Raw genomic sequence first — 17,955 nt, 5'->3', positions numbered from 1 at the left:
CTTGAAAGATTCTTATAAAATAAATTGCCCTTCCAATACCGTTATTGCTTCGCCAAAAATATAAACTTTATCCTGAATGATTTCTGTGTTCATTATTCCTGTTCTTACTGAAGATTGAAAAGCATTCAATTTTGTTTTATTCAATTTTGTTGCCCAATATTTTGTCAAAAAAGTTTGAACTCCACCCGTTACGGGATCTTCATTAGTTCCTGCCCAAGGCCAAAAATATCTGTAATGGAAATCAAAATTTTTATTGTCTGAAATTGCAGTCACCAAAACGCCATTTATTCCGGTATGAGAATGTAACAATGCAGTAAAATCAGGTGTTAAATTGGCTAAGTCTAGCGCACTTTTAATTTCAATCAAAATAATTTTATTTTTAGGGCTATATCTTTTATTTATAACTTCAGAAATTCCAAGTGCGTCCAATGTTTTTTGCGGTACTTCTGTTTCTTCTGTATCGTAAATTGGAAATTGCATTTTGATTTTATTTCCTGCTTTCTCAATAAACAATTCAATATTTTCACAATTGATAAATGTTATACTATCAAATGAAGTTGTGTCAAATATAATTTTTGAGGAAGCCAATGTAGCGTGACCACATAATGGAATTTCAATTTTTGGTGTAAAAAAGCGAATGCTATAGGTGTTGTCCGTGATTTGTTTTACGAATGCAGTTTCAGAAAAACCAATTTCTGTTGCAATTTTTTGCATGGTATCAAAGTCCAAATTCTCTTCAGGAAAACAAACTGCTGCAGGGTTTCCTTTAAATTTTTCATTCGTAAAAGAGTCTACAAAGTATGTTTTCATTTTTTATTAGGTTTGGGTTATACTCCTTATTTGTATTGCTAAATTATAGCAAAATGTAAATAAACTAGCAATGGTTTTTAATTTACTGAAATTCTTAGTGAATATTAAGATTCTGAGAAACACTTCTCATGAAAACGAATGTCCTAGCCCTGATAGAAGCGGTATCCTTTTTTGTCTCGTTTTTATGAGACAAAAAAGATACAAGCGGATAGCAGGAATCAGCTCCTAATTATTCGGATATATTTTAAAAAGTGTTTGCTATTTATTAAATTCCCCAATATGCCATAGAATTCCGGAAGGGTCGTGTATAAAACATTCTTTGCCCCAATGCATTTCTCGGATGGGAACTAATTTTATATTCTCATATTTCGCGGGCAAGTCTAACTCCAAAAGTTCATTCCAAAATTGGTTGACATCTTCTACTTCCAAAAAAAGCATAGTGTTGTCTATCCAATCTTTGACATAAGCCTCCTGTAGATAAAACCCTATTCCTTTGGTTTCAAAATAAGAGAAGTTTGGAGCTAATATAATTTCCTTAAATCCCAAGTCTTGGTAAAAACGTCTTGAAATCCCAAAGTCTTTGGAACCTATGAATGGTCTGATTGATTTGGCTTTATGGTTCATTTTTTTTAAGTTGCTAAGGTTCTGAGTTGCTAAGATACTAAGTTTGAAAATAGTCTTTCTAAATCTTGAAATCTTAGAATCTTAGAAACTCCTTTATTTCTTATTTTTTAACTCATTTTCTTTTACTCGAAATACCACGATTTGCTCAATCAGCCAGTATGGGATTGGGTGGCTAACAGGGAATTGAACGGAGCCTTTGCCTTGTTTGTAATTTGAAAGCTCATTAGAAAACTCCGTGTGTCCCGTTGGTGTTGCATAAAAGCCTATATGTTTTTTATAGCCCGCAAAATACACCAAAGGTTTTCCGAATGTTTTGTAGGCAGGCATTCCGTAGGATATGCTTTCTACTGCTTCTGGTGCTTTTTTAATAATGGTCTTGCGTACGTTTTCCAAAAGGTCTTGCATGTCTTTTGGAAATGTTGAGATGTATTCATCAACAGATTTAAAATCGGTTTTCATGGCTTATCTTTTATCTTTTTTTAGTCATCAACTTCCAATTAAAATAGTTGGTAAACCACCAGTTGAAATTCGATTAGCATCTGCCGCTACTTCTTGCATACCCGCTGATTCCATCGCCGACTGTAATGCTTCAGGCGATTCAAAAGGCATTGTAAACATTTGGTAGAAAGACTGTGTGTCATCGGGAGTGGGTAGGAATTTTGTAACCGTATAAGGTTTTGCTGTTATAGGAAGTCCAGTTTTTTCATGAAGTAATGCTAAATGACTAGCATAATCTGCTTCAAATTGTTGCACATTGGTGGGTTGCGGATAAAGTACGATTAATTGTAGCATTTTATTGTTTTATTTGTTGATGCCTACTCTAATTGGTTTTCGGCTTACCCGTTTAATGTTGATAATTCTTGCATTGAGTTTAGGGTTTGATAATGTGATTTTTAAGTAACTAAATTACAAATAAAAAAGATATTTATGTCAAGTAAAGAACTATTCTAAACTGCGATTTTATACTGTAACTATAATTTTTATCTATTAAAAAAATAATTTAGATAAAGATAATTTTGGTAAATTCGTAACTAAGTTTTTAAAAATCATCACATTATGGAAAATAACGAAAATCAGAATGGCCATTCAAACGGGGAAGGCAAATGCCCGTTTTCAGGAGCTAGTTCAAAACAAAGTGCCGGATCAGGCACGAGAAACAATGATTGGTGGCCCAATCAGTTGAAATTAAACGTTCTTCGTCAACACTCATCGCTGTCCAATCCGATGGGGGAAACGTTCGACTATGCCGAGGCTTTCAAGAGTCTCGATTTGGCAGCGGTTAAGAAAGATCTTTTTGCATTAATGACCGATTCCCAAGATTGGTGGCCAGCCGATTATGGTCATTATGGACCGTTCTTCATAAGAATGGCTTGGCACAGCGCGGGTACATACCGTATTGCAGATGGTCGCGGTGGAGGTGGAGCAGGTACTCAACGATTTGCACCATTGAACAGTTGGCCTGATAACGTGAATCTTGACAAGGCACGTTTGTTGTTATGGCCAATCAAACAGAAATACGGAAAAAAAATATCTTGGGCAGACTTGATGATTCTTGCCGGAAACTGCGCTTTGGAATCGATGGGTTTCAAGACTTTCGGTTTTGGTGGAGGACGTGCTGATGTTTGGGAACCTAATGAAGATATCTATTGGGGTTCGGAAGGAAAATGGCTGGACGATAAACGCTATTCGGGAGAACGTGAATTGGAAAATCCGTTGGCAGCCGTTCAGATGGGTTTGATTTATGTGAATCCAGAAGGACCAAACGGTAATCCGGATCCACTTGCTTCAGCCAAAGATATTCGGGAGACTTTTGCCCGTATGGCTATGAATGATGAAGAAACTGTTGCACTTACAGCTGGCGGACACACTTTTGGTAAAACCCACGGTGCAGCCGATCCGAACGTATATGTTGGGCCAGAACCTGCTGCAGCGGGTATTGAAGAGCAAGGTCTTGGTTGGAAAAACACTTTTGGTACCGGAAATGGTGAATATACAATTGGTAGTGGTCTTGAAGGAGCTTGGACTACTACGCCTGCAAAGTGGAGTCACAATTATTTAGAGAATCTTTTCGGTTTTGAATGGGAGCTTTCAAAGAGTCCTGCTGGTGCACATCAATGGAAACCAAAAGGAGGAGCAGGTGCTGGAACTGTGCCAGATGCCCATAACCCATCAAAGAGACATGCGCCAACGATGCTTACAGCTGATCTCGCTTTGAGAGCAGATCCGATTTATGAAAAAATTTCAAGACATTTCCTTGAAAACCCTGATAAATTTGCTGATGCTTTTGCGCGTGCCTGGTTTAAGTTAACGCATCGTGATATGGGGCCAATTGTTCGTTATCTTGGTCCAGAGGTGCCTAAGGAAGAGCTTATTTGGCAAGACCCTATTCCTGCTGTTACACATCCATTAATAGATTATAATGATATTAATGACTTGAAAGCAAAAATTTCTGCTTCAGGATTGTCTGTGTCTCAATTGGTATCGACTGCCTGGGCATCTGCCTCGACTTTTCGTGGTTCTGATAAAAGAGGTGGTGCCAATGGTGCACGAATTCGTCTTGCGCCACAAAAGAATTGGATAGCCAATAATCCGCCACAATTGGCAAAAGTATTGGAAACGTTGGAAGGCATCAAGACAGCATTCAATAGCGCACAGTCTGATGGAAAACAGGTTTCACTTGCCGATTTAATTGTTCTTGCTGGTGGTGTCGGAATTGAGAAAGCAGCTCAACAAGCCGGTCAAAATGTGATTGTTCCTTTTACGCCTGGCAGAGCTGATACTTCGCAAGAACAGACAGATGTGGAATCATTTGCCGTTCTTGAACCTGAAGCTGACGGTTTTCGCAACTATATGAAAACCCAATATACTATTTCGGCAGAGGAAATGCTGATTGATAAAGCACAGTTATTGACTTTGACTGCACCTGAATTGACAGTGTTGGTTGGTGGTTTGCGAGTTCTTAACACCAATTTCGATCAGTCTAAACATGGTGTATTTACAAACAATCCGGAGACATTGACTAATGATTTCTTCGTGAACTTACTTGATTTTGGTACAACTTGGAAAGCTTCATCAGATTCTCAAGAGGTGTTTGAAGGTCGTGATCGCAAGACAGGAGCAATTAAGTGGACAGGAACCCGTGTGGATTTAATCTTTGGTTCTAACTCAGAACTTCGTGCTCTTGCTGAGGTTTACGGATGTACCGATTCACAAGATCAATTTGTAAAGGATTTTGTGGCCGCTTGGACTAAGGTGATGAATTTGGATCGCTTTGATTTTAAATAATTTAAAGTGTAATTTTATAATAGCAAAAAGGTAGTCTGGAAATGGACTACCTTTTTTGTGTTTTTAGAGAATTGATATTCGCATTTTGCATTCCCTTTTTTTTATTCTAAATCGAAATTTTTTCAATTAAGATTTCGGAGTCTGATTGATCATAATATGTACAGGTCATTTCAATGATATCCACTCTCCATCTTGAAATTCCGCACTGACCAGAATGATTGCAAAAGGTTATATAATCGGTTTGGCCGTCTTGGTGCATCACTAAAAATTCAATGAATCGCTCTTTATTGGCTGATGTAGCTATTTTTATTTCATCATATTTTTCATCAGAAGCAACAGAGTAATTATTTACTCCAAAATATTGAACTTTGCCATCATTTACATAGGTATCATATCCTTTTACACCCAAAATAATTAAATTTTGTATGTAATTTGGAAAATCTGCACCACTTTTCACTTTTGAATGAGCTTCTTTTATTTGTTCTATTGTAAACATATTTGATAGTTTTATTTGATTAATTATAGTGCAATAAAATCTGCTGTTTTTGGAAAAACACTTAAGGCATCAATAACAACTTGCGGAGTAGGAGTGGCTAGTTTACGGGTTTTGGTATCCATCCAGGCACCATCAACAGTAATAACGGCACATAATACATCTTCTTTGTAAAACTCATGAACTATTGACCAACGGGAGGCATCGGCTTTCATTTTAGCCATTTTGGTTTGCATGATAATTACGTCCGAGAGATTGATTTCTCTTCTAAAGACACATTCTTCCCTGAACAATATCGGTCCAATATGCTCCGTTTGCATAACTCTTAATGTTAATCCTAATTGTGCTAGTATTTCAACACGGTGTTGTGCTCCAAAATCATAATAGGCACTATGACGTAAATGAAAATTTGGATCTAAATCAGACCAACGAAAGGATAGTTGCTTGCTAAATGTAGCCATAGGATTTTTAATTTATGTTTTTTTTTGAAAGCAAAGATAGCTAGGTTTTTTTGCACAAGCAATTCGGAAGTGAATAAGTATTTGGGCGTGTCCTCCTTGCAGAACATTTAGATCTAAAAGAGCATTTGTAATGCAACGAGGTCAGGCTGTCAGCTGTATTCCAGATTAACAAAAACTACAGCAAAAAAGCCTTGTTTTTCTAAATCTGGAGATGCCGCTTCCATCCTTCACGCAAGACCCTGCATAACAGGAAGCTTTGGAGTTGCTTTTTTTGAGCAATTAAGGTTGTAAAATAGATTTTTAGTTTCGTGTGGCAAATTGTGAATATCTATTTTACGAATTGTGAATTTTATTTTCTTTAAAATCTATCTTTGGCATCCTTAAAAAAAATATATGAGCACAATTTGGTACGAATGCAAAGTAAAATATAGAAAAACGGATGAAACTGGAGGGCAAAAAGTTGTAACAGAACCTTATTTGGTTGATGCTTTGTCCTATACAGAAGCTGAGAGTAGAATTAATGAAGAGATGTCTGCATATGTTAGTGAAGAATTCAAAATCACGAATATAAAAGTGGCTAATTATGCCGAGATTCATCCTTTTGAAAATGCTGACCGTTGGTTTAAATCTAGAGTTTCCTTAATGGCTTATGACGAAGAAAGTGGTAAAGAACGCAAGTCAAATATGTATTTGTTAATACAAGCCAATGATGTTAAAGAAGCTTTCGATAACACGACTCATGTAATGAGTTCCACGATGGGAGAATACACTATTCCAGCTATTTCGGAATCTCCTATTATGGATGTTTTTCCTTATTTCAGCGGGGAAGAAGGAGAAACAGAACAATTGGAAAGATTCAATGCGCTGAAAGCTTCAAAGCCTGCAGCAGTTGAGGTAGAAGATACTATGGAATTTGATCCAGCTTATTTGGAAGAAAGCGTTTAATCCGAGCGGTAATGATCCTTGATTTATGAGGGGAGCATTTTAAATTCTTCGCTCCGCAACCGGGAAGTTTTTCGGATTGCGGAGCGAAGTTTTTTATTGGTTAATGTGAATTGCCAATAGAATCAGGAAATCTGTTTGAGAATTTCCCTTTCGGAATGGCGAACCAAGACTTTGAATTTTTCATACCACCCCTTCCAATCTGCGGCACCCATGTCTTTTGCAAGTTCTTTTTCAAAATCTGCAAGTGCAGCATATGACGATTCAAAAATCAGTCGGTAGCTTTCTCCGGTAAAGTCGGTTAAAACTCGATTTCCAGTTGTCTGAGGGAACAATCCGCCTTGTGTGGCTTCATCAATCAAAACTTTGGCATCTTTATAACGGCCAAATTGCAGATAAAAAATTTCGCGAACTATATACATGAGTACAAAATTTAGGTGTTAAACAAAATGATTTTACTCGTATAAAATTAAGAAATAATGCAATTATTAGGTGTTAATGTGTTGTGAAACATTGGTTTAGAGGTGAAATGCAAGTCAAAGTATTATCAGCTTTTTCAAGAAACTGTACTTTATTGGGTTGAATTTTAAATGCACATTTTTTTAGTTAATATAATGTTGTAATGTGTTTGTAGCTAGGTGTTTGGCATGAATATTGAAAAGGGGTATCGGTAACTAATAAAACATGTAGATTATGAGTATAGCAGAATTAGGAGTGATATTGAGTGATATGTATAATAATTCTCCAAAAGAAGATGCAGCACTAATGATACGTTTATTTGGAATACGATATGCTGCCGAAATTAAAAAGGATAATTACTCTAATGAGGAAATTATGAAAGCATCCGGTATTTCGAATTTATATCTTAATGAATTGTCAAAGGGATTGAAATTATCCGAATATGTTAGCCCGAAACAATTATAATCTAAATACTATTTGGGTATTAAATTTTAAAAAATAAAAAAGCTGCAATTCCATAAATTTTAGAATTGCAGCTTGTTTATTTAAGAAAATAAATTTTCTTAGATCAATGCTGTTAGTACAACATTTGTACCAGCGGTGTCACTGCCAAAGCTGATTTTGGCAATAAAGCAGTAAGTGCCGTAAATTGTGTTGGACTAACTATTTTTTTCATTTTGGCTGTGAATGACTCTCTGTTTGCAGTCATTTTGGATGTATATCCTGCTTTGTCGGTTGCTATGGTTGGCAAAAGGTTTTTCTTTTTGTTTAGGGTTTCGTTTACCAATGCATTTACTGCTGGTTTTTGGGCGTCTGTTAATTTTAATTTTGGCGATAATACTCCCATTACTTGATTGGATATGCTTGCTACATCAAAAGAGCTGGCTGAAGCAGTTTTTGCTGTGCTGGCTGCTTTTGTAATATCTCCCATGCTTTGTGCATTGGCAAATGAAATGGTTCCTAATAGAACAGCTGTGATGAATAGTTTCTTTGTCATGTCTAAAATAATTAGTGGTTGATTTTTTGAATTATAAAGATATAAAATAAATGTAAGTTTTTAGTGAGTTTGTTTTGTTTAACTGTTTAATAACAAGCGAACTTATAACGCAAAAAAAAAATCTTAGTCTAAACACTAAGATTTTTTTTGTGGGCTTTCCATTTGGAGTATGTGAGCCATATTTTTGATGAGATTGTCGTGCTTTTTTACAAATGGATTTTCTTCATCCCAAACATAGCCTGCGAGTACGGCACATATTTTTCTTTTTACATCCGGATTTTCTGGTTGGTGGAAAAATAGGGTTTGTAGGTTTCCAGTGTACCATTCTTTTACGTAAGTGGTAAAAACTGCAATACCTCTTTTCATGTAACCGGTGAATTCGGTTTCCCAATCTACCGTAATTCCTTGTGATTCTTTGAGGTATAGTTTGGCGGCAAGCATACCTGATTCGGTAGCAAATGCAACACCTGACGAGAATACGGGATCCAAAAACTCAGAACTATTTCCGGTAAGTGCAAAACCATCTCCATACATTTTTTTGACTGATCGAGAGTAATTTTCTAGTTTGATAGGTTCAAATATAAAATTAACTCCGCCAAATCGTTTGATATAAAAATCAGAAAGCTGAATGGCATTTTTCAACGCTTCTGCATTGTCTTTATTGGCTGAAAGTGAATTGATGAAATCCGTTGGACCTACAACACCAAGGCTTGTATTACCATTCGAAAAAGGAATAACCCATAGCCAAACTTCGGTTTCGAGTATGTCAAATGAAATCAAAGTGCCTTCCTCTCCTTCGGGACGGTTTATGTCCACAACATGAGTAAAAATTGAAGAATGTGGGTCTAGTTTTGAAGGCGTATCCAAGTCCAAAAGACGAGGTAACACTCTTCCGTAACCACTGGAATCGATGATGAATTTAGCGTGAATTTCTTTTAGATTTCCGTCCTTGTCTTTTACAACAGTAGTCGAATTTTTTCCTTGAAAAGTAACCGAAATCACTTCTGATTCAAATTCTAAATCAATGCCTTTTCGAATCACTTCTTGAGCCATAGTGTTGTCAAAATCAGCTCTGGGCACTTGCCAAGTCCAATCCCAACCTTCGGAAAATTTTTTGCTAAAATCAAAAACACAGACTTCTTCTCCACGTATAAATCGGGCTCCCAATTTTTTTTCAAAATTCATGGCATCCAAACATTCGAATAATTCTGCTTCCGCAAAATGATCCATAACTCTTGGAATAAGGCTTTCGCCCACAACTATTCGAGGGAATTTTGTTTTTTCTACAACCTTAATTTTGACTCCTTTTTTATGAAGATAGGAGGCAGATACACATCCGGATGGTCCTGCTCCAATGATTAAAACATCTACGGATTCTTGTAACATTTATTTATTGCAATTAAAGTTTTTGTAAAGGGAGTATTGTGATTTAAACGTCGACTAAAAATACATCGTTATGGTGCAAAAATAAAGATTTATCGAGTTATAAAACTCTTTTTTTGCATTTAATCAATGTGTGGCTCATTCCAATCATTTCATGCATTTCATCTACGACAAATCCAGCTTTTTCTATTATTTTCAAGATGTCCTCTGAATGAAACATTTGACTGTTTCCATTGGCAACCGCAGTAAAATACAAAGAGGTGGCGTGTAGACTGTATGTTGATGCTTGAAATTTTTGTAAATCCCAAAACGTTTCCAAAATATAGAAACTGGCATCGTCTGTCATTGCTTCATAAGCTCTTTTGAAAAGGCTGTAAACTTCTTCCAAAGAAAAGCAATCGATAAACTGACTCATCCAGATAATGTCGGCTCCTTTAGGGAATGGAATGGAATCATCCAATAAATTAGCGCCTATCGTAGAAATTCGATCCTCAAAACCAGCGGCCGCTATATTTTTCTGTGCTACTTTGACTTGCCCGGGTAAATCCAAAATAGTGATTTTTACCGTTGGATCATATTTGGCACATTGCAAAGAAAATTTTCCGGTATTACCTCCAACATCCAAAAATGATTTAGGATTATTGTCAAATAAAATGGGCATAATTTCTGGAAAAGTATAATCGGAATAAAAGTGATCAAAGTCAAACCAGCTTTTTTTGATCTTTTCTGGCAATTGAGATAAACCAATATATACGGTATCCCAATTTCCTAATTCTTTCAATCCTTCCGGTTTTCCATTTTTTATAGATTCTTCCAAATGGTTTATCGCCAGATAATTTACATCTTGGGTAAAATCCATATTTATATTGGTCATTTTATCCCTTAATATGAAATAACCCGTTTTTGTGAGTATGAATTCATTGTCTTTCAAATAAACCATTTCCAAGCTTAAACCTGCTTCGAGTAAAACTTTTACACCATAAACTGATAAATTCAACTCGGCTGCTATGGTTTCTATACTTGCTTTGTCTTTATTAAATAAGTATTCTAAAATACCCAAATTCCGAAGTGATTTTGCTGCTTGAAACATAATTGGGGCAAAAGCAATTTTTTGTGCGTCTAAATTCGCTTGAACAACATTTTTTTTGTCAGAACCAAAATCTTTCATTCTTTTTTTGTTATTTAAGATGGCGTTGTAAGTGCTTGTTAATATATTAGTTATGCTTGTTTTTCTAATTTGTAAAACAAAAAAAATATAGGTTTACTAATTTTAGCGATATTGTGCTACATTTGTTTATCCAAATTAACCACATTAAATTCTAAATAAAAATTAATTTTTAATATATTTAGTTGAAAAAATAATACAAATTGAATGAATACGATAAAGGAATTTTTAAGTCTAGAAGAGTTTGAATCTGTAATCTTTAATAATGACAAAATAGATATTAGCCAAGTTGTTTTAGATCGAGTTAATGAAAGTTTTGATTTTCTAAAAGAATTCTCAGTTAATAAAATTATTTACGGTGTAAATACGGGATTTGGGCCAATGGCTCAGTATCGTATTAAAGATGAAGATCGTATTCAATTACAATATAATTTAATACGGAGTCATGCTTCTGGTACTGGAAAACCGTTGAATGCAACCTGTGTCAAAGCGGCAATTTTGGCTAGGCTAAATACACTTTCTTTGGGTAATTCTGGAGTTCATTCTTCAGTGATTCATTTGATGAAAGAATTAATCAATAGAGATATTACTCCTTTAATTTTTGAGCATGGTGGAGTAGGAGCCAGTGGAGATTTAGTGCAATTGGCACATTTGGCTTTGGTTCTTATTGGTGAAGGAGAAGTTTTTTACAAAGGGGAAAGAAGACCTACACAAGCCGTTTTTGCCATCGAAAAACTGGAGCCCATTCAAGTTGAAATAAGAGAAGGATTGGCTTTGATGAATGGTACATCTGTGATGACAGGAATTGGAGTTGTAAATGTGCATCATGCCAATAAATTATTAGATTGGTCGATCAAATTTTCTTGTGCCATCAATGAACTTGTACAAGCTTACGACGATCATTTTTCGGAAGAGCTAAACAATACAAAGCGTCATAAAGGACAGAGAGAAGTTGCCTCTAGAATGCGAACAAACCTTGAGGACAGTACTTTAATCAGAAAAAGAGAAGATCATTTATATTCTGGAGAAAATACCGAAGATGTTTTCAAGGAAAAAGTTCAGGAATATTATTCTTTACGTTGTGTACCTCAAATTCTGGGACCTATACTTGAAACTATAAGCAATGTTTCTTCTATTTTGGAAGAAGAATTTAATTCGGCAAATGATAATCCAATTATAGATGTGAAAAACCAGCATGTATATCATGGCGGTAATTTTCATGGGGATTATATTTCGTTGGAAATGGATAAATTAAAAATAGTAATTACTAAATTAACGATGCTTGCGGAACGTCAGTTGAATTATTTATTAAATTCAAAAATAAACGAAATCCTTCCTCCATTTGTGAATTTGGGAACTTTGGGTTTCAATTTTGGAATGCAGGGAGTACAGTTTACAGCGACATCAACGACTGCTGAAAATCAGATGCTATCGAATCCGATGTATGTTCACAGTATTCCAAACAATAATGACAATCAGGATATTGTAAGTATGGGAACTAATGCTGCCGTAATTACATCAAAAGTTATTGAAAATTCATTTGAAGTATTGGCTATCGAACTAATCACCATTGTTCAGGCAATTGATTATTTGGAACAAAAAGACCAAATTTCATCTGTAACCAGAAAAATATATGATGATATTCGTGTCATTATTCCAAGATTCGAAAAAGATCAGGTAATGTATCCTTTTGTGCAAAAAGTGAAGGATTATTTGATTAATAACTAAAAAGAGTTTGAAAGTTTAAGGGTTTAAAAGTTTAAATCTAAAATCTTCACACGAGCCCAAAAGGCGAACTGGCGAAGCAATCTAAATTTTAAGTATGAAATGTGCATTGGTAACAGGAGGTTCTAGAGGAATTGGTAACGCTATTTGTGAAAAACTATCACAAGACAGCAATTATCATATTTTGATTAATTATTATTCCAATAAAGAAGAAGCCGAAAAGACATTAGAAAAAGTAATTGCAAATGGGGCTACAGGAGAAATTCTAAAATTTGACGTTGCCAATTTTGATGAGGTAAAATCAGTATTGACTGAATGGCAAGAGGCAAATCCTGATGCAATTGTGGAAGCAATTATAAATAACGCAGGAATTACCAAAGATGGTTTATTCATGTGGATGAGTTTTGAGGATTGGTCAAGTGTTATCAATACCAGTTTGAATGGTTTTTTTAATGTGACTAACTTTTTTATGCAAAAAATGTTACGAAATAAATATGGCCGAATTGTGAATATCGTTTCGCTTTCGGGTGTAAAAGGAACTGCAGGGCAGACTAATTATTCAGCTGCAAAAGGTGCGTTGGTAGGAGCAACTAAGGCTTTGGCACAAGAAGTTGCCAAAAGAAATATCACTGTCAATGCTGTCGCTCCAGGTTTTATACGAACAAATATGACCAGTCATCTTGATGAAAAAGAATTAGTTAAAATGATTCCAGTGAATCGTTTTGGCGAAGCCGAAGAAGTTGCGGATTTAGTTAGCTTTTTAGTTTCCAAGAAATCAAGTTATATTACAGGTGAGGTCATCAATATAAATGGTGGAATTTATTCATAAATAATATTGTAAGAAAATGAATAAAAGAGTTGTCATCACGGGAATGGGAATTTATTCCTGTATCGGAACATCGTTAGACGAGGTAAAAGATTCATTATATCAAGGGAAATCCGGTATTTCATTTGATCAGGAACGTAAAGATTTTGGTTTTCAATCAGCCTTGACTGGGATGGTTCCTAGACCAGATTTAAAAAATTTGCTTACCAGAAGGCAAAGAATAAGTCTTGGAGAAGAAACGGAGTATGCTTACATGGCAACGGTTGAGGCTTTAAAAAATGCCAATATTGATGATACTTTCTTTGATGAAAATGAAGTTGGGATTATGTATGGCAATGATAGTGCTTCGAAATCTGTTATCGAAGCGACTGATATTATCAGAGATAAAAAAGATTCTGCATTAATTGGTTCTGGAGCTATTTTCAAATCCATGAATTCAACGGTAACGATGAATTTATCGACTATTTTTAAAATGAGAGGGATTAATTTAACAGTAAGTGCAGCCTGTGCAAGCGGTTCTCATTCTATTGGATTGGCCTATTTTTTAATTAAAAGCGGTTTTCAGGATGTAATCATTTGTGGTGGTGCACAGGAAATTAACAAATATGCCATGTGTAGTTTTGATGGTTTGGGCGTTTTTTCCCCTAGGGAAGACGAACCAACGAAAGCCTCAAGACCTTTTGATATCAATCGAGATGGTTTAATTCCTAGTGGTGGTGGAGCTACATTGGTTTTAGAATCGTATGAATCAGCTATCAAAAGAGGTGCTCCTATTCTGGCAGAAGTAGTGGGTTACGGATTCTCGTCGAATGGCGGTCATATTTCCACTCCAAATGTGGAAGGCCCATCTACAGCCATGCAAAGAGCGCTAGATGAAGCAGGAATAAAGGCAAGTGATGTAGATTACATAAATGCCCATGCTACATCTACACCCGTAGGAGATGATAATGAAGCAAAAGCGATTTTTAAAATCTTTGGTGAAAGCAATCCCTATGTGAGTTCGACAAAGTCAATGACTGGGCATGAATGCTGGATGGCTGGTGCCAGCGAGGTCATTTATTCGGTATTAATGATGCAAAATGATTTCATCGCGCCAAACATTAATTTGGAAACACCAGATGCAGATGCAGCAAAATTAAATTTGGTTAAAACCACTTTAAATAAAAAATTTGACATATTTTTGTCGAATTCCTTCGGTTTTGGAGGGACGAATTCAGCATTAGTAGTTAAAAAGTATAAAAAAAAGAATGAATAAAGAAGCAATCATAGAGAAGATTAATGATTTTTTAATTGATGAGTTTGAGGTAGATGGTGATGATATTCAGTCAGATGCAAATTTAAAAATCACTTTGGGATTGGATAGTTTAGACTATGTAGATTTAGTTGTTTCTATTGAATCAAACTTTGGTGTAAAATTAGTTGAAGCAGATTTTGTAGGAATAGATACATTCCAAGATTTTTATGATCTAATTGAAAATAAATTAAAAGCAAAAGCATAATTTATATTTTTAGATGTCACAAGCATTCTAAAATCTAAAATCTACAATTTAAAATGAGTCAATGGGATGGAAAATCTAAAGGGACTGTTCTAGGATACAAAATTTTTGTTTTTTTTATTAAAAAAGTAGGAATTAAATCAGCTTATCTTATCCTTTATTTTGTAGCAACTTATTATTTTATTTTCCTAAAAAAAAGCAATACCTCAATCTTTTATTATTTTAGAAAAAGATTGGGGTATTCCTATTTGAAATCCAAAAGAATGGTTTTCAATAGTTATTATACTTTTGGGCAGACTATTATTGATAAAATTGCAATTGGTGCCGGATTGAAAAATAAGTTTACCTATGAACATGACGGCGGTGAAATTATTATCAAACTTTTGAAAGAAAAAAGAGGAGGAGTACTCATTAGTGCACATATTGGAAATTTTGAAATTGCAGAACATTTTTTTAGTGAGGTTGATGTCAATTTTCAAATAAACCTTGTTACTACCGATTTAGAACATTCTGCCATAAAAAAATATCTAGAAAGTATTACCCAAAAACCAACAATAAATTTCATATTGATTGGTGATGATTTGTCACACATTTTTGAGATTAATTCGGCTCTAGCCAGAAATGAATTGGTTTGTTTCACTGGAGACAGGTATTTTGAAGGAGTAAAATCGTTAAGCGAAGAATTATTAGGGGAAGATGCTCTTTTTCCGGCTGGACCATTTCTTATATCCTCTCGTTTAAAAGTTCCGGTGGTTTTTGTTTATGTAATGAAAGAACCCAATTTGCATTACCACCTTTATACCAGAGAAGCTACTGTAAAGTATCGTGACGAAAAAGGATTATTGAAAGAATATGCCCAAAGCGTGGAAACGATGGTAAGAAAATACCCTTTGCAATGGTTTAACTACTTTGATTTTTGGAATCAAATCCACAAAGAATAACAATTATTTAAACTGTTATTCTATTTTTACCTCATACTTCTTAGTTTCAAAGGCAAAATGTTTTTGTAGTAATGAGTTTTGCTCTTTAACAGCGAATTGACTAAGAAAAATGAATTTCAATTATTTTTTTATTTTTTGAAAATCCGAACCTAACATTCTTATTATTAAAGGTTTGGTTTTTGACTGGAATAGTTTGCCTAATTGCAAGGCAGTATTTCGTTTTAAACAAATAAACGACCATTAGGATAAATTATATTTTTTATTTAGATTCGCTTTCATAAATTGCAAAAAATGAAAAATGTCCTTGTTGTCTATTATTCCCAAAGCGGACAATTGAAAACCATTGCAAGAAACATTGCAAAGCCCCTTTTGGATTCTGATGAAATTAATGTTGTATTTCATGAAATTAAGTTGGAAAAACCATTTCCTTTTCCTTGGAATAGTGAAGCTTTTTTTGATGCTTTTCCAGAATCTTTTTTGCAAATCCCAACGCCTTTAAAACCAATTTCTCCTGAAATTTTGAATACAAAATTTGATTTAATTCTATTGAATTATCAGGTTTGGTATTTGTCTCCTTCCATTCCTGTAAATTCTTTTTTGAAAAGTCCGGAAGCAAAAACACTTTTTAATAATACTCCTGTAATAACCATCAGCGGATCCAGAAATATGTGGATAATTGCTCAGGAAAAAATTAAAAAATTATTAAAGCATAACAATGCCCACCTCAAAGGAAATATTGCTTTAGTTGACCGAGCTGGAAATTTAATTAGCGTTGTTACAATATTTGACTGGATGCTTTCAGGAATTAAAAGAAAATATTTGGGAATTTTTCCATTGCCTGGAGTTTCGGATAAAGACATTAAAGAATCATCAATATTTGGAAAAGCTATTCTTTCGTGTTTAAATGACAATAATTTAGATAATTTGCAATCTAAATTAGTTGAACTTGATGCTGTGAAAGTGAAACCATTTCTAATTACTGTGGATAGAACAGGGAACAAGATTTTTACTATGTGGTCCAATTTTATCATTAGAAAAGGAGAATCAAGAAAAACATGGCTGAAAGTTTTCAAAGTATATTTGTTTGTTGCAATTTGGGTAATCTCGCCAATAGTGTTTATATTTTACCTTATTTTTTATCCATTGATGATAAATAAAATAAAAAAAGAAAAATCGTATTATAAAGGAATAGTAATTTAAAATTAAAAAGATGTTTGATGTTTATATAACAAAGACAAGTAAGTTTTTGCCTAATAAAGTAATTTCTAATGATGAAATGGAATCTTATTTGGGCTTGATCAATAATACCATATCAAAAGTAAAAAGCTTGATTCTAAGAAATAACAAGATTACTTCCCGCTATTATGCCTTGGATAAAAACGGAAAAGCTACACATACCAATGCTGAATTGACATTCAAGGCAATCGAGGCTTTATTTGACGATGAATTCACAAAAGACGACATGGAAGTTTTGTCTTGCGGAACTTCATCACCAGATTACTTATTGCCTTCTCATGCCTCAATGGTTCATGGATTTTTTAAGAATAAATCAGTAGAATTAAATTCGTCTGCAGGTGTTTGTAATGCCGGCATGAATGCCCTAAAGTTTGGTTTTTTGTCGGTACGATCCGGAAATTCTAAAAATGCAGTTTGCACAGGTTCAGAGCGATTCTCGTCCATGTTGCTTGCAGACAGATTCGAATATGAGGTTGTGAATTTAAAAACACTCGAAGAGCAACCTATACTTGCTTTTAAAAAGGATTTTTTACGTTTTATGTTGTCTGATGGAGCATCTGCTTTTTTATTGGAAAATGAACCAAAAGGAGAAAATCCATTAAAAATTGAGTGGATGGAGGCTTATTCTTTTGCACACGAATTAGAAACTTGCATGTATGCTGGCGGAGATAAATTAGAAAATGGGGATATTAAACCTTGGAGTGATTATAAGTCGGATGAATGGTTAGAACAATCTGTTTTTTCAATAAAACAAGATGTTAAACTTTTAGATGTAAATATAATTGTAAAGGGAGCTGATTGTATAAAAATGGCATTAGAAAAAAATAATGTTAAACCAGAAGAGGTTACTTATTTGATGCCTCATATTTCTTCCTATTATTTTGAAGACAGATTATTAAATAGACTAACAGAAATAGGTATTGACATACCAAAAGAAAAATGGTTTATAAACTTGAAAGATGTTGGTAATGTTGGTGCTGCTTCCGCTTTTTTAATGGTGGAGGAATTAATGAATTCAGGCCGTTTGAAAAAAGGAGATACAATATTACTTGCTATTCCAGAAAGCGGTAGATTTTCGTATGCATTAGCCTATTTAAAAGTTTGTTAAGACT

General features: G+C 34.5%; 20 protein-coding genes. 10 read left to right on the top strand and 10 right to left on the bottom strand.

Annotated features, from left to right (window positions below):
- Positions 1 to 12: 12 nt before the first annotated feature.
- From B0E44_RS04995 to B0E44_RS04980, 4 genes are all read right to left on the bottom strand, one after another.
- Positions 13 to 810, bottom strand: coding sequence for a PhzF family phenazine biosynthesis protein (locus B0E44_RS04995; protein ID WP_077371096.1), 798 nt, complete (start codon positions 808 to 810; stop codon positions 13 to 15).
- Positions 811 to 1,068: 258 nt separating this feature from the next.
- A complete protein-coding gene (locus B0E44_RS04990) occupies positions 1,069 to 1,434 on the bottom strand; it encodes a glyoxalase (protein WP_077371095.1) in 366 nt (121 codons plus the stop codon).
- Positions 1,435 to 1,527: 93 nt separating this feature from the next.
- On the bottom strand, positions 1,528 to 1,893 hold the full coding sequence (locus B0E44_RS04985; protein ID WP_077371094.1) for an iron chaperone: 366 nt from the start codon (positions 1,891 to 1,893) through the stop codon (positions 1,528 to 1,530).
- A 27-nt stretch (positions 1,894 to 1,920) separates the two neighbouring features.
- On the bottom strand, positions 1,921 to 2,226 hold the full coding sequence (locus B0E44_RS04980; RefSeq protein ID WP_077371093.1) for an EthD family reductase: 306 nt from the start codon (positions 2,224 to 2,226) through the stop codon (positions 1,921 to 1,923).
- Positions 2,227 to 2,490: 264 nt separating this feature from the next.
- On the opposite strand from B0E44_RS04980, the gene katG reads away from it, so the two are divergent.
- Positions 2,491 to 4,719: a catalase/peroxidase HPI gene (katG, locus tag B0E44_RS04975; protein ID WP_077371092.1), complete on the top strand. Its 2,229-nt coding sequence runs from the start codon at positions 2,491 to 2,493 to the stop codon at positions 4,717 to 4,719.
- Between the two features lie 106 nt (positions 4,720 to 4,825).
- Here the strand turns inward: katG and B0E44_RS04970 are convergent, their stop codons facing one another.
- Both B0E44_RS04970 and B0E44_RS04965 read right to left on the bottom strand, forming a co-directional pair.
- The gene (locus B0E44_RS04970) at positions 4,826 to 5,215 is read right to left on the bottom strand and encodes a DUF1398 domain-containing protein (protein WP_077371091.1); all 390 of its coding nucleotides are present in this window, start codon (positions 5,213 to 5,215) and stop codon (positions 4,826 to 4,828) included.
- A 23-nt stretch (positions 5,216 to 5,238) separates the two neighbouring features.
- Complete coding sequence (locus B0E44_RS04965; RefSeq protein ID WP_077371090.1) at positions 5,239 to 5,673, bottom strand: thioesterase family protein; 435 nt, start codon at positions 5,671 to 5,673, stop codon at positions 5,239 to 5,241.
- Positions 5,674 to 6,066: 393 nt separating this feature from the next.
- Here B0E44_RS04965 and B0E44_RS04960 point away from each other — a divergent pair, with 393 nt between their 5' ends.
- The gene (locus B0E44_RS04960) at positions 6,067 to 6,618 is read left to right on the top strand and encodes a DUF4494 domain-containing protein (RefSeq protein WP_077371089.1); all 552 of its coding nucleotides are present in this window, start codon (positions 6,067 to 6,069) and stop codon (positions 6,616 to 6,618) included.
- A gap of 122 nt (positions 6,619 to 6,740) precedes the next feature.
- Here the strand turns inward: B0E44_RS04960 and B0E44_RS04955 are convergent, their stop codons facing one another.
- Entirely contained in the window at positions 6,741 to 7,037 is a 297-nt protein-coding gene (locus B0E44_RS04955) for a hypothetical protein (protein WP_077371088.1), read from the bottom strand.
- Positions 7,038 to 7,308: 271 nt separating this feature from the next.
- Between B0E44_RS04955 and B0E44_RS04950 the strand changes: the two genes are divergently transcribed.
- On the top strand, positions 7,309 to 7,539 hold the full coding sequence (locus B0E44_RS04950) for a hypothetical protein (RefSeq protein WP_217341292.1): 231 nt from the start codon (positions 7,309 to 7,311) through the stop codon (positions 7,537 to 7,539).
- A gap of 112 nt (positions 7,540 to 7,651) precedes the next feature.
- Here the strand turns inward: B0E44_RS04950 and B0E44_RS04945 are convergent, their stop codons facing one another.
- The 3 genes from B0E44_RS04945 to B0E44_RS04935 form a co-directional block, all read right to left on the bottom strand.
- A complete protein-coding gene (locus B0E44_RS04945) occupies positions 7,652 to 8,071 on the bottom strand; it encodes a hypothetical protein (protein WP_077371087.1) in 420 nt (139 codons plus the stop codon).
- Positions 8,072 to 8,206: 135 nt separating this feature from the next.
- On the bottom strand, positions 8,207 to 9,457 hold the full coding sequence (locus tag B0E44_RS04940) for an NAD(P)/FAD-dependent oxidoreductase (RefSeq protein ID WP_077371086.1): 1,251 nt from the start codon (positions 9,455 to 9,457) through the stop codon (positions 8,207 to 8,209).
- Positions 9,458 to 9,554: 97 nt separating this feature from the next.
- The gene (locus B0E44_RS04935; protein ID WP_077371085.1) at positions 9,555 to 10,622 is read right to left on the bottom strand and encodes a methyltransferase; all 1,068 of its coding nucleotides are present in this window, start codon (positions 10,620 to 10,622) and stop codon (positions 9,555 to 9,557) included.
- A gap of 204 nt (positions 10,623 to 10,826) precedes the next feature.
- Here B0E44_RS04935 and hutH point away from each other — a divergent pair, with 204 nt between their 5' ends.
- The 7 genes from hutH (at position 10,827) to B0E44_RS04900 (ending at position 17,951) form a co-directional block, all read left to right on the top strand.
- Entirely contained in the window at positions 10,827 to 12,347 is a 1,521-nt protein-coding gene (gene hutH, locus B0E44_RS04930; RefSeq protein WP_077371084.1) for a histidine ammonia-lyase, read from the top strand.
- Positions 12,348 to 12,441: 94 nt separating this feature from the next.
- The gene (gene fabG / locus B0E44_RS04925) at positions 12,442 to 13,173 is read left to right on the top strand and encodes a 3-oxoacyl-ACP reductase FabG (RefSeq protein WP_077371083.1); all 732 of its coding nucleotides are present in this window, start codon (positions 12,442 to 12,444) and stop codon (positions 13,171 to 13,173) included.
- A gap of 16 nt (positions 13,174 to 13,189) precedes the next feature.
- A complete protein-coding gene (locus tag B0E44_RS04920) occupies positions 13,190 to 14,425 on the top strand; it encodes a beta-ketoacyl synthase (protein ID WP_077371082.1) in 1,236 nt (411 codons plus the stop codon).
- A complete protein-coding gene (locus tag B0E44_RS04915) occupies positions 14,418 to 14,669 on the top strand; it encodes an acyl carrier protein (protein WP_077371081.1) in 252 nt (83 codons plus the stop codon). The genes B0E44_RS04920 and B0E44_RS04915 overlap by 8 nt, the downstream gene beginning before the upstream one ends.
- A 53-nt stretch (positions 14,670 to 14,722) precedes the next feature.
- The gene (locus B0E44_RS04910; protein ID WP_077371080.1) at positions 14,723 to 15,607 is read left to right on the top strand and encodes a lipid A biosynthesis acyltransferase; all 885 of its coding nucleotides are present in this window, start codon (positions 14,723 to 14,725) and stop codon (positions 15,605 to 15,607) included.
- Positions 15,608 to 15,898: 291 nt separating this feature from the next.
- Positions 15,899 to 16,807, top strand: coding sequence for a hypothetical protein (locus tag B0E44_RS04905; RefSeq protein WP_077371079.1), 909 nt, complete (start codon positions 15,899 to 15,901; stop codon positions 16,805 to 16,807).
- Between the two features lie 10 nt (positions 16,808 to 16,817).
- Positions 16,818 to 17,951 carry a beta-ketoacyl-ACP synthase III gene (locus tag B0E44_RS04900; RefSeq protein ID WP_077371078.1) on the top strand — a complete coding sequence of 378 codons (1,134 nt, stop codon included), beginning with the start codon at positions 16,818 to 16,820 and terminating at the stop codon, positions 17,949 to 17,951.
- The last annotated feature ends 4 nt before the right edge of the window (positions 17,952 to 17,955 follow it).

The sequence above is a fragment of the Flavobacterium sp. A45 genome (genome assembly GCF_002001005.1).
Taxonomy (GTDB): domain Bacteria; phylum Bacteroidota; class Bacteroidia; order Flavobacteriales; family Flavobacteriaceae; genus Flavobacterium.
This window is presented reverse-complemented; position numbering and strand designations above follow the sequence as displayed.